The 13,996-nt window shown below is 64.6% G+C and carries 11 protein-coding genes; 3 read left to right on the top strand and 8 right to left on the bottom strand.

The features are described 5' to 3' along the window. Positions 1–79 precede the first annotated feature (79 nt). Positions 80–745: a response regulator transcription factor gene (locus PI246_RS16995; protein ID WP_320552510.1), complete on the top strand. Its 666-nt coding sequence runs from the start codon at positions 80–82 to the stop codon at positions 743–745. A gap of 183 nt (positions 746–928) precedes the next feature. On the opposite strand, the gene PI246_RS16990 is transcribed toward PI246_RS16995, so the two are convergent. Continuing rightward, positions 929–4,411, bottom strand: coding sequence for a hybrid sensor histidine kinase/response regulator (locus PI246_RS16990; RefSeq protein ID WP_320552527.1), 3,483 nt, complete (start codon positions 4,409–4,411; stop codon positions 929–931). A gap of 74 nt (positions 4,412–4,485) precedes the next feature. Between PI246_RS16990 and PI246_RS16985 the strand changes: the two genes are divergently transcribed. Both PI246_RS16985 and PI246_RS16980 read left to right on the top strand, forming a co-directional pair. Next, positions 4,486–5,109, top strand: a complete 624-nt coding sequence (locus tag PI246_RS16985) for a 4'-phosphopantetheinyl transferase family protein (protein ID WP_320552509.1) — start codon at positions 4,486–4,488, stop codon at positions 5,107–5,109. Between the two features lie 128 nt (positions 5,110–5,237). Beyond that, on the top strand, positions 5,238–5,981 hold the full coding sequence (locus PI246_RS16980) for a pyridoxine 5'-phosphate synthase (protein ID WP_320552508.1): 744 nt from the start codon (positions 5,238–5,240) through the stop codon (positions 5,979–5,981). A gap of 311 nt (positions 5,982–6,292) precedes the next feature. On the opposite strand, the gene PI246_RS16975 is transcribed toward PI246_RS16980, so the two are convergent. The 7 genes from PI246_RS16975 to recF form a co-directional block, all read right to left on the bottom strand. After that, on the bottom strand, positions 6,293–6,700 hold the full coding sequence (locus tag PI246_RS16975; protein ID WP_320552507.1) for an ExbD/TolR family protein: 408 nt from the start codon (positions 6,698–6,700) through the stop codon (positions 6,293–6,295). A gap of 5 nt (positions 6,701–6,705) precedes the next feature. Beyond that, positions 6,706–7,119, bottom strand: coding sequence for an ExbD/TolR family protein (locus tag PI246_RS16970; RefSeq protein WP_247372052.1), 414 nt, complete (start codon positions 7,117–7,119; stop codon positions 6,706–6,708). Positions 7,120–7,139: 20 nt separating this feature from the next. Next, positions 7,140–7,889: a MotA/TolQ/ExbB proton channel family protein gene (locus PI246_RS16965; RefSeq protein ID WP_320552506.1), complete on the bottom strand. Its 750-nt coding sequence runs from the start codon at positions 7,887–7,889 to the stop codon at positions 7,140–7,142. A gap of 58 nt (positions 7,890–7,947) precedes the next feature. After that, positions 7,948–8,550, bottom strand: a complete 603-nt coding sequence (locus PI246_RS16960) for an energy transducer TonB (RefSeq protein ID WP_320552505.1) — start codon at positions 8,548–8,550, stop codon at positions 7,948–7,950. 262 nt (positions 8,551–8,812) lie between these two features. Then, positions 8,813–10,111, bottom strand: coding sequence for a tetratricopeptide repeat protein (locus PI246_RS16955; RefSeq protein WP_320552504.1), 1,299 nt, complete (start codon positions 10,109–10,111; stop codon positions 8,813–8,815). A gap of 276 nt (positions 10,112–10,387) precedes the next feature. Next, on the bottom strand, positions 10,388–12,829 hold the full coding sequence (gene gyrB, locus PI246_RS16950; RefSeq protein ID WP_320552503.1) for a DNA topoisomerase (ATP-hydrolyzing) subunit B: 2,442 nt from the start codon (positions 12,827–12,829) through the stop codon (positions 10,388–10,390). Between the two features lie 70 nt (positions 12,830–12,899). Then, positions 12,900–13,982, bottom strand: coding sequence for a DNA replication/repair protein RecF (gene recF / locus PI246_RS16945; RefSeq protein WP_320552502.1), 1,083 nt, complete (start codon positions 13,980–13,982; stop codon positions 12,900–12,902). Positions 13,983–13,996 lie beyond the last annotated feature (14 nt).

Raw genomic sequence — 13,996 nt, 5'->3', positions numbered from 1 at the left:
GATACGCGTTCCGCCGGCAACGTGCTGGGGGAACGCGCTTTCGGCGCCATCACCGTCTATCCCTGCTACGGTCTTACGCATGCACGTTCTCATCGCCGACGATCACCCGCTGTTCCGCGACGCGCTCCAGCGCGCGGTGCTGGCGGCCGTGCCGGGCGCCGACGTGCACGCGGCCGATAGCGTGCCGGCGTTGTTTACGCTGATCGAGTCGATGCCCGAGGCGGACCTGCTGCTGCTCGACCTGCACATGCCCGGCGCGCGCGGGTATTCGGCGCTGGCGCACATCCGCGGGCAATACCCGGGCCTGCCAACCGTGGTGGTGTCCGGCCACGAAGAAGCGCAGATCGCGCGGCGCGCCTTGGCGCATGGCGCATCGGCGTATATCCCCAAGTCCGCGGCGGTGGAAACCATCGTCGAAGCGGTGCGCGCCGTGCTGGACGGCGACGTCTGGTTGCCGCCCCAGTTCGTGCTGGGCCACGTGGAGTTGAAGGCCGACGAAGCGGACGTCGCCGCGCGCGTGGCGTCGCTTACCCCGCAGCAGTTTCGCGTGCTGAACATGATCGCGGAAGGGCTGCTCAATAAGCAGATCGCATACGAACTCGGGGTGTCCGAGGCGACGGTGAAGGCGCATATGACGGCAATCATGCGCAAGCTGGGCGTGTCCAACCGCACGCAGGTAGCGCTTGCGGCGAGTCACCTGGATGTCGAGAAGGAAGGGCTGCCGGGCGTATCGGGCGACGAGTGAGCCGGAGCGGTAGGGTTGTCGCTTGTTTGGGCGCACGGCTTCGTTCGTGATCGTTGTGCGGAGGGTTCGCGGACACGGTCCGCTTCGTTTCCCGTGATCGCTCCCTACCGAAGGAGTGGGAATCGACCGTGTCGGCGATCCCGGCGGCAGCCGGCACGCCGGCCGCGCCCAGACATGCGGTAGTCAGGTCGCGTGGCTTCCACTGCGTTTGGCCAGGGCGACCAGGAGCGCGCGCAAGGCGGCGGGACGCACGGGCTTGTGTAGCAGCGGATAGCCCAGGGCACGCGCCCGCTGCTTCAACTCCGTGCTGCCGTCGGCCGTGACCATCGCCGCGGGCGGCATCGTCGGCACGGCATCGCCGAGCTGTCGCAGCGCGTTCAGCCCGTCGATGCCTTCGCCCAGGTGGTAATCGGCGAGGATCAGATCCACGTGCGTCGTCGACAGTATCGCCGCCGCGCCCTGCACGTCGACCGCGGTGTGGCAGTCCACGCCCCAACGCCCCAGCAACGCACGCATGCCCTCCAGAATCGTCTCGTCGTTGTCCAGGCACAACACGGTCAACGGCAGCTGCTCGCCGCCCGGACGGGCCATCGATGGCGTGCGCTTGCGCGGCACCGCTTCGGCGCGTGGCACCGTGATGGAGAAACCACTCCCACGCCCGACATTCGAGCGCAAGCCAAGCGAATGGCCGAGGATGCCGGCGAGTCTCTCGCAGATCGATAACCCCAATCCCAATCCCTTCTCGCCCCAGGGCGAGGGACGATCCAGTCGCTGGAATTCGCCGAAGATACGCGCCTGCTGCTCCTGCGCGATGCCCGGCCCGCTGTCCCATACCTCGATGCGCACCGTGTCGCCCACGCGGCGCGCGCCGAGCACCACGCCGCCGACGCGCGTGTAGCGCAACGCGTTGGAAAGAAAATTGGCGATGACCCGGCGCAGGAGTTGCGCATCCGACCGCACGGCCAACCGCGTGGTGACCACGCGAAGCGAAAGCCCCCGTTGCTCGGCGACCACCACGAACTGTTGCTTGAGCGAGTCGAAGACATCCGCCAATGCGAACGGTGCGATCTCGGGTCGATAGCTACCGGCGTCGAGGCGCGAAACGTCGAGCAACGCGTCGAGGAGGTCTTCCGCCGCGCGGAACGACGCATCGATGCGTTCGGCCAGCTGCGCGGCCTCGCCGTTCAAGGTCGGATCCTGCCGCAGCGCGGAGGTGAACAGACGCGCCGCGTTGAGCGGCTGCAGGAGATCGTGGCTGGCCGCCGCGAGGAAGCGCGTTTTCGAGGCGTTGGCGGCTTCGGCGTCACGGCGGGCGATCGCGGTCGCGTTCAATGCGTCGCTCAGTTCGGCCGTGCGTACCTCCACCCGCTGCTCGAGGGTTTCGTTGGCGTCGATCAGCGCCTGCTCCACCGTCTTGTATGCGGTGACGTCGGTAAACGTGGTGACGAAGCCGCCTCCGGGAAGCGCCCGGCCACGCATCTCGATCACCGTGCCGTCGGGGCGCACGCGCTGGAACACGTGCGGCGATCCCGCGCGCATGTAGCGGATACGCTTGGCGACGTGTTCGTCGACCTCGCCAGGTCCGCACTCGCCGTGCTCCGCGTTCCAGCGGATCAGGTCGGCGACGGGCAAGCCGACGTAGACCATGCCGTCGGGATAATCGAACAGTTCGAGATAACGACGGTTCCACGCGACCAGGCGCATGTCGCCGTCCACCACGCTGATGCCCTGGGAGACGTTTTCGAGCGTGGTCGACAGCAGCTCGCGATTGAATCGCAACTCCTGCGATGCTTCGTCGAGCAGGGCCATGGCCTCGGCGATGTCCAGGCCCGTGCCCGAGAGCGCGCCCATGAGGATGCGTCGCGCACTGGCGGCGCCGACCGCGCTGGCGAGGAGGCGTTCGGTGAACTGGATCAGCGGTCGATCCGCGGCGTCTCCCGGCACGAGTGTCACGCCGTGGCGCTGCCCGTATTCGTTGAATGCGCGCAGCGTGACGCGCTCGCCGACGATGCGACCGGCGATGGTGCCCAGGTCGCGCACGGTCACGCGGCCACGCCAGTCCCCCGCGCCCGTGGCGCTGCGAACGAACGGATCGACGAATAGCGCGGCATGCAGGCGATCGGCCACGCTGGGCCGGAAGCGCAGCGAAATGAAGACGAGGCAGCCCACGTTAGCCAGCAGCGACCAGAACGTGCCGTGCGTCACGGGTTCCCAGCCGGTCAGGTGGAACAGCTCCTGGGGCTTGAGCCACCCGACGCCGAACGGGCCCTCGTCGGTCCAACGTGCGTCGATCCAGCCGGTGCGGGTCATGGCCGGCAGCAACAGCGTGTAACCCCACACCGCGAACCCGGCGAGTAAGCCGACGTAAACGCCCAGTCGGCTGGCACCGCGCCAATACAACGCCGAGACGATCGCCGGCGCGAACTGTGCCACGGCCGCGAACGACAGCAGGCCCGTGGCGGCGAGGTTTTCGGCGTCGGCGATCACGCGATAGTAGACGTAGGCCATCGCTGCGAGCCCAACGATCGCCACGCGTCGCACGAGCAGCACGATGTGCGAGAGGTCGCCGCGCCGCTCGAGTCCGAGCCGCTCGATGCGCAGCAACGTCGGCATCACCAGGTCGTTGCTGATCATCGTGGCGAGCGCGACGGCGGCGACGATGACCATGCCCGTGGCGGCGGAAAAGCCGCCGACGAAGGCCAGCAGCGCCATGCCCTGGTTACCGAGCGCGATCGGCAGGTTGAGCACCCAGGCATCGACATGGCCCTGCGTGACCTGGGGCAGGCCCAGACCGGCGCTGACGATGGGAAGCACGCCCAGCGAGATGATGATCATGTACAGCGGAAAGAAGAACCGCGCCGGACGCAGGTCACGGGGATCCTCGCACTCCACGACACCGACCTGGAACTGCCGGGGCAGGCAGAACATCGCACAGAATGCGAGCAGCGTCTGCGCGACGAAGCCGGGTGGCATGCTGCCCTTGTCGATCTGCGCGAGCGGTGCGCGCAGGGTTTCCTGCAATCCCGGTCCGTGCATCCATGCGTAGATGCCGATCGCGACGAACGCAAGCAGCTTGACCAGCGACTCCAGCGCCACCGCCAGCATCATGCCGTGATGGTGTTCGGTGGCGTCGATGTTGCGCGTGCCGAACAGGATCGCGAACACGGCCAGCAGGCTCGCGCACCACAGCGCGGTGTCGCCGAACCACCAGGTGGTGCCGCCTACCCCCAATACGGCGAACGACATGGCCACCGCCTTGAACTGCAGCGCGATGTACGGGATCACCGCCATCACCGCGATGACGGCGACCAGGGCGGCGAGGCCGTGGGACTTGCCGAAACGGGCGGCGATGAAGTCGGCGATCGACGTGATGTTGCGTTCGCGGGCCACGATCACCAGGCGCTCGAGCAGACCGAAGCCGAAGACGAACAGCAACAGCGGCCCCAGGTAGATCGGCAGGTAGGAAAGCCCCGAGCGGGCCGCGGTGCCGACGGCGCCGTAGAACGTCCACGACGAGCAATACACCGCCAGCGCGAGGCCATAGATCAGGGGTCGCAGCCGCGCGTGGCGGGGGTAGAAAGGGTTACGGTCGCCGAAATAGGCCACGCCGAACAGCATGCCCACGTACAGCAACGACACCAGCAACAGAAGCCAGCCCGCGATCACGCCGTTGTCGCTCCCCCGTCGATCATGGGGCATTCTAGGACGTGTCGCCACCGGTTGTGGGATAGCATCGCCCGATGGCTTTCGATGTTCCGCACCTTCCTTCCGATGAGATCCACATCTGGCGCATGCCCTGGCCGGCGACCGTGCCCGGGCGCTCCGCGTTCGACCAACTGCTCTCGGCCTACGCGTCGTCCGACGCGCCGGCACCGATTCGCGGCATGCACGGCAAGCCGATGCTACCCGCGCCCTGGAACACGCTGGGCTTCAATGGATCGCACAGCGGTCCCCTGGCCCTCTTCGCCATCGGTCGTGGTGCGGAAGGGTTTGAACTGGGCGTCGACGTCGAACACCTCCGCCCGCGACCACGGGCACTCGAACTGGCGCGGCGCTTTTTCGCCCCCGTCGAGGCGGACTGGCTGGCGTCGGTGGACGAAGACGCCAGGCTCCGTGCCTTCCTCGACGTGTGGACCCTGAAAGAAGCCGTGCTCAAGGCGCACGGAGGCGGTCTGTCGTACGGGCTGCACCGGGTGACCTTTCAGCCACGCGACGACGACTGGCGGCCGCTCGCCTTCGAGGGCGAGATCGCGCCCGCGTCGGCGTGGCAGTTCCGGCGGCTGGACGTCGGCGCCGGCTACGTCGCCGCCGTCGCCTGGCGGGGCGCTGAACGGCGCGTGCGCGTCTTCACAACGGCGATTTGAACCTTTTCCCGGCGAGGTGAGTCTCACTCCATGGAACCGTGGAGTGCGCCGCAGGGAGGCGGCGCGTTATGCTGGGAAGACAGTCGTTACGCACGTCACGATGGCGTGCGTTTTTTTTGGGACCGTCGATGACCCTTCTCAGCGTCAACCTGAACAAGATCGCTGTACTGCGCAACTCGCGTGGTGGCAACGAGCCCGATATCGCCACGGCGGCGAACACCTGCATCGACGCCGGGTGCGGTGGTCTTACCGTGCACCCCCGACCGGACATGCGGCACGTGACGCCGACCGACGTACGCACGCTGGCCGGCCTGTTGCGTGGTCGCGTCGAATACAACATCGAGGGCAATCCGTTTGCGCCGCCCCGAGGCGATTACCCTGGCCTGCTCGCCTTGTGTCGCGAGGTGCGTCCCACCCAGGTCACGCTCGTGCCCGACGCCGACGGACAGATCACCTCGGACCACGGGTTCGACCTGACCAAGGACATCGAGACCCTTCGCCCCGTGGTCGCGGCTTTTCGCGAACTCGGTTGTCGCGTCAGCGTCTTCGTGGATGCCGGTGCCGAGGGCTTCGTCCACGCGCGCGAGATCGGCGTGCAACGCATCGAGCTCTACACGGGGCCCTACGCGAAGGCCTTCCATGACGGCGATGCGCGCAGCGAACTGGCCGCATTCGCCGATACCGCTCGCCGGGCGCAGCAGGCAGGTCTTGCGGTCAACGCGGGCCATGACCTCAGCCAGGCCAACCTGGGTACGTTCAAGGCCGCGATTCCCGGCCTTGCCGAAGTGTCGATCGGCCACGCGCTGATCGGCGAAGCGCTCTACCACGGTCTTTCGAACACCGTGCGAGCGTATCTCGGCATTCTCGCCTGACCTGACGCAGGAAAAACGTTCTTCGCGTATGACCTGGGGGCATCCCGGCTATCCACCTGACGACCCGGGGGATGGTTCGGCCGGCCGAGTCGTGGTGATCTTGCGACCTTGTGGCGCAAGGGCGCCTTGCACCCGGTCGGTGTCGTGGGGAGACCTTGGTGCCCACCGAAGGCTTTGGCTTCACGGCTTCACGGCCTCACCGTCCGATCCGATGGCAGCGCCTGCATCCATGCAGCATCCCCGCCCTTCCGCGAAGAACAAAAAAAACCCCGCCGAAGCGGGGTTTTTTGGTCTTACCGGACAACCGACGATCAGTTCGAATTGACGAAACCGATCTTGGTCAGGCCCTGGCTCTTCGCGTCGGAAAGCACGCGAGCCACGGCCTCGTACTGAGCCGCGTCATCCGCGTCGATCTGCAGTTCCGGCTGGTTGGACTGCTGGGCGATCACCGCGATCTGGGCTTTGAGGCCCAATTCGTCGACCGGTGTGTCGTTCCAGTAGAGCGAACCATCCTGGCGGATCTGCAACCGGACGGGATCCGGCGGATTCTCTGGGTTGACGATGTTCGGATTCGGCTGCGGCAGATCGATCTTGATCTTATGCGACAGCTGGGGAGCCGTGATCATGAAGATGATCAGGAGCACCAGCATCACGTCGACGAGCGGCGTGACGTTGATGTCCGACATCGGGCCACCGGAGTTGCCTGAGCTGAATGCCATGTTCGTTACTCCTTGCCGGTCGACATGAAGCCGACGTGGACCATACCGGCTTCCTTGGCGTCACCAAGGATCTTCTTCACCACCTTGTACTCGGTGGTGCGGTCGGCACGGATCTGGAGCTCGGGCTGCGGCGACTTGGCCGCCGCAACCGCGAACTGGGCCTTCAATTCAGCCTCGCTGACTTCGTTGTCATTGAGGAAGTACGTACCGTCCGGCTTGACCGCGAGATCCATCGGCTCGACCGGGGCCTCATCCTTGGTGTTCGGATTAGCCTTCGGCAGATCGATCTGGACCTTGTGGGACATCAGTGGCGCCGTGATCATGAAGATGATCAGGAGAACCAGCATCACGTCGACGAGCGGCGTGACGTTGATTTCCGACATCGGACCACCGGAGTTGCCCCCGCTGCTCATAGCCATGGGTCGAATCCTCTAGCGAATTACTTCGTGCCTTCGACACGGGCGCCGGTGGCGAAGAAGTCGTGCAGGTCGTGCGCGAATTCGTCGAACTTGGCGTAGGTCAGGCGGTTGGAGCGCATGAAGAAGTTGTATGCGAGCACGGCCGGGATAGCGGTGAACAGACCGAACGCGGTCATGATCAGCGCCTCACCGACGGGGCCGGCAACCTTGCCCATCGAAGCTTCACCCGCCGCGGCGATACCGATCAGCGCGTGATAGATGCCCCACACCGTACCGAGAAGACCGATGAACGGTGCCGACGAACCGACCGTGGCGAGCAGGGTCAGGCCGCCTTCGAGGCGCAGGCTCTCGCGAGCCACGGCCTGGCGCAGGGCGCGGTCGACGAATTCGGAACGCGACAGCGACTCGGCGAGGCGACCGCCAGCAGCCTGCTGGTGGTGAGCGACGGCCGAAGCGGCGTCGAGCGCGATCTTCGAGAACGGCTCACCCTTGGGCTGCTCTTCGAGCACGCGGATGGCTTCCTGCGTCGACGAGGTGTTCCAGAAGCCCTGGATGACCTTGTCGGCACGGGAGCGGACCATGCTGTTACGGATGAAGTTGGCGACGATGAAGTACCACGAGAGGACCGACATCGCGACCAGCACGACGAACACAATCCAACCCAGGAGGTCGAAGTTGTGAATCAGGTGGTCGAAGCCCATCTGCTTGAGGGCGTCGGCGTTGGAGTTCTGACCTGGATTAGCAGGCTGAGCGGAGGTGTCTTGCAACATAACGCTACCCTTGGGAAATCAATCAGGAACGGAGCTGTAAGTAAGTGTGAGGACGAACTTACAGCTGGTTTAGGTTGAACGTAACGGGGACACGTGCATAGCCTTCGACGGCCTGACCGCCTCGCTTGCCCGGGTTGAATCGCCAGTTCCTTGCGGCATCCTCCGCAGCCTTGTCCAATTCGCGGAAACCGCTCGACTGGTCGACCTTGATGTCCTTCGGCGAACCGTCGACACCCACGAGGACCAGAAGTACCACCGTACCCTCATGACGCTGGCGGATAGCCTGCGGCGGATACCTTGGGGGGTTCCGCTGACGGTACGACAGATTTTCGCTCGGCGCGATATCGGCCGGCGGCGCAGGCGGTGCCGGAGGCGCCGGCGGCGGAGCCGGCTGCGCGTTGGTGCTCGCTTCCTCGACGGCCGGCGGCGGCGGAGCCGGCGGCGGCGGTGTCGGCGGCGGCTTCACCTGCTGAATGATTTTCGGCGGCGGCTGCTTCGGGGGTTCCGGCGGCGGCGGCGGCGGCGGCGGGGGCGGCGGCGGCGGTTCGATGAAATCGACCTGCACGACCTTGTCCTTCTGCTTTTCCTGCGTCTTCGGCGGCGCCATCGGCGCTACCAGCACGAGGAAAGCGAACGAGTGCAGCGCGATGGCCACGGCCATTGCACTGGTGCGCCCCCAACTGAACGGCGCTTGGCCGGTTGATTCGTTACTTGAGGCCATCAGTCACTATCAAGAGCTAATCAAGCGGAGTGAGACCCGCACTGCACTTCCGGCGCCCGGCAATTGACTTTGCCGAAAAAGCGCCATTTTCTGCAAGCGGAAAGATACGCAAGTTACACCAGCATATGGCGTTTGTATAGCACCTGAAGGGAGGATTTATGGCTTACCACAAGCCCCCCTTCGGGCACTTTACAAGGCCGCTTTACTTACCTGCGGTTTTCAACCAGGCGTTCGCCTTGGCAGAGGTTTCAGGGTCCTGGGCCGCGAGCTTCATGTCCGCGATGGCGCCCTGCTTGTTCTTCTGACCACGCTTGGCTTCCGCGCGCACCATGTAGGCTTGGCCCTTATGCTGCACACCCTTGCTGATGGCATCCGTCGCCGACTTTTCAGCGGCGGCGAACTGGTTTTCCTGGAGCTGCACACGCGCGGCTTTCAGGGCCGGCTCGCCATTGGTGGCGACTGCGGCGGCCTGCTGATAGGCGGCGAGCGCCCCGCTCATGTCGTCGCCCGTCACCGCGGCGTCGCCGAGCAGGTTGTAGTTGTCGGCGGTCTTCTGCACCACGCCCTTGTCCATGCCTTCCTTCAGGATGGCCACGGCCTTGACGGCGTTGGCCTTCTGGCGCTCGGCATGATCCTGGCCGTCGATCAGGTAGACCTTGGCGAAGTTGACGTACTGCTTCTCGTCCTTCAGCGCACCGGCGGTGTGCGCCTTCTCGAGCAGCGCGATGGCGTCGGAATATTTCTGCGCCTGGATGAGCGACGAGGTGGCGTTGTTCAACGCGGTGGCGTCGTTGGGATTCTTCGCCAGTTCGTCCGCCGCCATCTTCGCCGCCTGGTCGCCCTGGCCGGTCTCCGAATAGCTCGCCATCAGGATCTGGTCCCACGACGCCTGCGGCTTCGCATCCGGCATCGACTTGGCCTTGTTGATGGCCGCGATGGCTTCGGGGTATTTCTCGAGGCGATAGTCGATGTTGCCTTCGAGCGCATACGAGTCGGCGGTTTCCTTCTTGCCTTCGTTGCGCCACTCCTGCAGCGACTGCAGCGCGGCGGCGTACTGCTCGTCGGCCACGAGGAACTGGGTGTACATGTACTTGAGCTGGAAGTAGGTGTCGTTCGGCATCACGCCGATGTCGAGCGCCTTCTTCAGCGTGGTGATCGCGCCTTTGACGTCGCCGTCGTTGTACTTCATGTTGGCAAGGCCCTGCAGCGCGAGCGCCTGGGCGTACTTGCTGCTGGTGCCGCTGCCGTCGGCGAGCGGCGTGAGGATCTGCACCGCCTTGTCCTTGTCGCCGTTGTTGGCGGCGTCGAGACCTTCGTTGATCGCCTTCTGGTCTTTTTCGCTCTTGAGGTCGAGCTTGGGTTCCTGACGCGTGGCGTTCGGATACAGCGCTTCTTTCTTATCCTGCGCCGCCGGCTTGTCGCGCGCGATCGTCGCGCCGCTGGCGAAGGAGAGTGCGATCGCTGCGGCGAGCGCCATCTTGATGAAGGAACCCTGTTTCATTGACTGACCTCTGTTGAAGGACTCGTCGCACAATGAAGTGCTTCGGGGGATTACAGAGGTTAACCCGATTCGATTCCTAAGAACAAGTCGCGACGCATCAAAAAAGACGTGTCAAAACAATGACTTGTTAGAAGAATGTTGGCGCTTACCTTTTTAGCCCAACTTTCGGGCCTTGAAAACGCCATTTTCGTACCACTGAACTGCCACGATCCAAATACAAAGGCCCGGTCATCGTGATGACCGGGCCTTTGACGGCTACCTGCGCGACACGAACCGTCACACGTCGAGGTTGGCCACCTTCAGCGCATTGGATTCAATGAAGTCGCGGCGTGGCTCAACCGCCTCGCCCATGAGCATCGAGAACATCTGGTCGGCCGCCACGGCATCTTCGATGCCCACCTGGAGCATGCGGCGCGTTTCCGGGTTGACGGTGGTTTCCCACAGCTGTTCGGGATTCATTTCGCCCAGGCCCTTGAAGCGCTGGATCGTGCGCCCCTTCTTCGCCTCGTCGAGCAGCCAGCCACGCACCTCCGCAAAGCTGTTGACGCCGCGCGAGGCGTTGCCCCGGCGCACCACCGCGCCAGGCTGCAGGCGAAGCTCGGCGAGCTGGCGGGACATCGTGTGGATCGCCCTGAACTCGGCGCCACCGAAGAAGGCCTGCGGCATGATCCAGGTGTGGCTGAGCCCGTGCTGCATGCGCTCGACTTCCACGGCGGCGCCCTGCTCGTTGACGGCGGAGCGGAAGCGCAGCGTGTACGTCGGCTTGCCAAGGCCGCTCGCACTGAGACGGGTGGCCACGCCGTCAAGCCAGGCCTGCATCGCCTGGGCATCCTGCCAGAACGTCTCCTCGAGCGGTGAGTGTTCGATCATCGCATTGAGCGACGCCGGATCGAACCGGTGGCTGAGCCGTTCGATCTGATCGAGGGCCGCCTGGAAGTCGCGCAGCAGCTTTTCGAGTGCCATGCCGTCGATACCCGGTGCGCCCTCTTCCGGCGTGAGCGACGCGTTATCCACCGCACTGGCGATGAGGTATTCGTTGAGCACCGCATCGTCCTTGATATACATCTCCTGCTTGCCCTGCTTCACCTTGTAGAGCGGCGGCAGACCGATGTACACGTGGCCACGCTCGATCAGTTCGGGCATCTGACGGTAGAAGAAGGTCAACAACAGGGTGCGGATATGCGATCCGTCCACGTCCGCGTCGGTCATGATGATGATGCGGTGGTAGCGGAGCTTGTCCGGGTTGTATTCCTCCTTGCCGATGCCCGTGCCCAGCGCGGTGATCAGCGTGCCGACTTCGGCCGAGGAAATCATCTTGTCGAACCGGGCCTTCTCCACGTTGAGGATCTTGCCTTTCAACGGCAGCACGGCCTGCGTGCGGCGGTTGCGGCCCTGCTTGGCGGAGCCGCCTGCGGAGTCACCCTCCACCAGGAACAACTCGGACAGCGCCGGATCCTTCTCCTGGCAGTCGGCCAGCTTGCCCGGCAGGCCGGCGATGTCCAGCGCGCCCTTGCGGCGGGTCATTTCCCGGGCCTTGCGCGCCGCTTCACGGGCACGCGCGGCATCGACGGCCTTGGAGGCGATGGATCGGGCTTCGTTAGGGTTTTCGAGGAGGAATTCGGCGAGCTTGTCGTTGACGACCTGCTCCACCGCGGTTTTCACCTCGCTGGATACCAGCTTGTCCTTGGTTTGCGAGGAGAACTTCGGGTCGGGCACCTTCACCGACAGCACGGCGATAAGGCCTTCGCGCATGTCGTCGCCGGACAGCGCCACCTTGGCGTTCTTGGCGATGCCTTCCTTCTCGATATAGCTCTGCAGGGTCCGGGTCAGCGCGGCACGGAAACCCGTCAGGTGGGTGCCGCCGTCGCGCTGGGGGATGTTGTTGGTGAAGCAGAACATCGTTTCCTGGTAAGCATCCGTCCACTGCATGGCGACTTCGACGGTGATGCCTTCAGAGAACGAGCTGAAGCTGACAACCGTGGGGTGCAACGCGGTCTTGAGCTGCGCCAGGTGCTGCACGAACGACTTGATGCCACCTTCGTAAGCGAAGATGTCCTTGCGATCGTTGCGCTCGTCCGTCAGCTCGATGGTGACGCCCGAATTCAGGAACGCCAGCTCGCGCAGACGCTTCGCGAGGATGTCGTAGTGGAACTCGTTATTGTTCGTAAACGTGAGCTTGCTGGGCAGGAAACGGACCATCGTTCCGCGACGCGAGCTCTCGCCGGTGACGGCAATCGGCGCGACCGGTTCGCCATGAGCGTATTCCTGGTCGTGCTGTTTCCCTTCGCGCCAGATCGTAAGCCAAAGCTTTTCGCTGAGCGCGTTGACCACCGACACACCCACGCCGTGCAGGCCGCCGGACACCTTGTAGGAGTTGGCGTCGAACTTGCCGCCCGCGTGCAGCACGGTCATGACGACTTCCGCCGTGGACCGTCCCTCTTCCGGATGGATGTCGACCGGGATGCCACGGCCGTTGTCGCTCACGCTCGCGGAGCCATCGTCGTGGATGGTCACGGTCACGTAATCGCAGTAGCCGGCCAGGGCTTCGTCGATGGCGTTGTCGACCACCTCGAACACCATGTGGTGGAGGCCGGTACCGTCATCGGTGTCGCCGATGTACATGCCCGGGCGCTTACGGACGGCCTCGAGGCCCTTCAGGACCTTGATGCTGCCTGAGTCGTAGGCGTTCGAGTTCGTCGGATCGATAGGTTCGTTCATGCGGTGCCTGGTCATGGCGCCGCGGACGGCCGGGTGGCCGCACGCGGCGGCGGCGGGACAAGTCGATCGATTATAGCAAACCCGTCACGTCGCCTTGTTCCACGTGGAACACCGCGATGGGCTGGTCGGCGAGGGCACTGGGCACGTCCGTGCCCGTAATGAATACCTGGGCGTCGCGCCCAAGAAGTTGCTCCACCACCCACGCTTGATGGGTGCGGTCCAGCTCGGATGCAAGGTCATCCAGGCATATCACGGGCCATTCCCCCCTCGACTCGGCAAACAGGGACGCCTGGCCAAGCAGGCACGCGAGCGCGCAGAGCTTCTCCTGGCCACGCGACAGGTGTTCCCGGAGCGGTGCGTGCTCGAACGACACGGCGAAGTCGCCGCGATGGGGGCCCGCCGTCGTGTGCCCACGAGCGACGTCGCGGGTTCGCCGGCTGACGAGCACGTCAGCCAGTGACATCGATTCGTCCCAGCCCGATCGATAGCGGACCGTAAAGGCGCCTAATTCGGGGAGTACGGCGGTCATGAACGCCTGGATATGAGGTAGCACGCTTGCGAGATAGGCTTGGCGATAGGATCCCATCGCTTCGCCGGATACGGCCAATTCCGCCTCCCATGGCGCCAGTAGCGCCGGGTCGGGGCCGTTCACCCGGCGAAGCAGCGCATTTCGCTGTTTTAGCGCACGCTGATACCGACGCCACTGCGAAACGAAGTCGTGTTCCACGTGGAACAAGCCCCAATCCATGTACCGCCTCCGCTCCTCGGAGGATCCCGCGATGAGATCATGAGAACCGGGCTCGAAGCAGACGACGGCGCATTCCTGGACGAGCGACCCCAGTGACGCGCTGTCGTCCCCGTCGACCCGTGCCCGCCAGCGGCCGCCCTCCTTTCCAAGGCCGAGTCGCCGCACGCGACCGTCCGACGCTGCGATTTCTGCGAAGACGGAGAGTTGGGCATCCCCACGCTTGAGCAGAACGTCGCGGGACCCGGCCCTGAACGATCTACCATGAGAAAGCAGATAAGCCGCCTCCAAGACGCTGGTCTTGCCGGCGCCGTTAGGGCCCACGAATACGTTGATCCCGGGTGCTGGCGAGAGCGACACCGATGCGATGCAGCGGAGGCCCGCGATCCGGAGTGTCTGGAACCTCATTCGCTACCTTTATT

The sequence above is a fragment of the Luteibacter sahnii genome (genome assembly GCF_034063545.1).
Classification (GTDB): Bacteria; Pseudomonadota; Gammaproteobacteria; order Xanthomonadales; family Rhodanobacteraceae; genus Luteibacter; species Luteibacter sahnii.
Note: the sequence above shows the minus strand (reverse complement) of the source record. Positions and strands in the feature narration are given on the sequence as shown.

Excerpts from the sequence above, each read along its gene's own strand:
- PI246_RS16995 (WP_320552510.1), top strand. The coding sequence starts at position 80 with ATGCACGTTCTCATCGCCGACGATCACCCGCTGTTCCGCGACGCGCTC.
- PI246_RS16985 (WP_320552509.1), top strand. The coding sequence starts at position 4,486 with ATGGCTTTCGATGTTCCGCACCTTCCTTCCGATGAGATCCACATCTGG.
- PI246_RS16980 (WP_320552508.1), top strand. The coding sequence starts at position 5,238 with ATGACCCTTCTCAGCGTCAACCTGAACAAGATCGCTGTACTGCGCAAC.
- PI246_RS16975 (WP_320552507.1), bottom strand. The coding sequence starts at position 6,700 with ATGGCATTCAGCTCAGGCAACTCCGGTGGCCCGATGTCGGACATCAAC.
- PI246_RS16970 (WP_247372052.1), bottom strand. The coding sequence starts at position 7,119 with ATGGCTATGAGCAGCGGGGGCAACTCCGGTGGTCCGATGTCGGAAATC.
- PI246_RS16965 (WP_320552506.1), bottom strand. The coding sequence starts at position 7,889 with ATGTTGCAAGACACCTCCGCTCAGCCTGCTAATCCAGGTCAGAACTCC.
- PI246_RS16960 (WP_320552505.1), bottom strand. The coding sequence starts at position 8,550 with ATGGCCGTGGCCATCGCGCTGCACTCGTTCGCTTTCCTCGTGCTGGTA.
- PI246_RS16955 (WP_320552504.1), bottom strand. The coding sequence starts at position 10,111 with ATGAAACAGGGTTCCTTCATCAAGATGGCGCTCGCCGCAGCGATCGCA.
- gyrB (WP_320552503.1), bottom strand. The coding sequence starts at position 12,829 with ATGAACGAACCTATCGATCCGACGAACTCGAACGCCTACGACTCAGGC.
- recF (WP_320552502.1), bottom strand. The coding sequence starts at position 13,982 with ATGAGGTTCCAGACACTCCGGATCGCGGGCCTCCGCTGCATCGCATCG.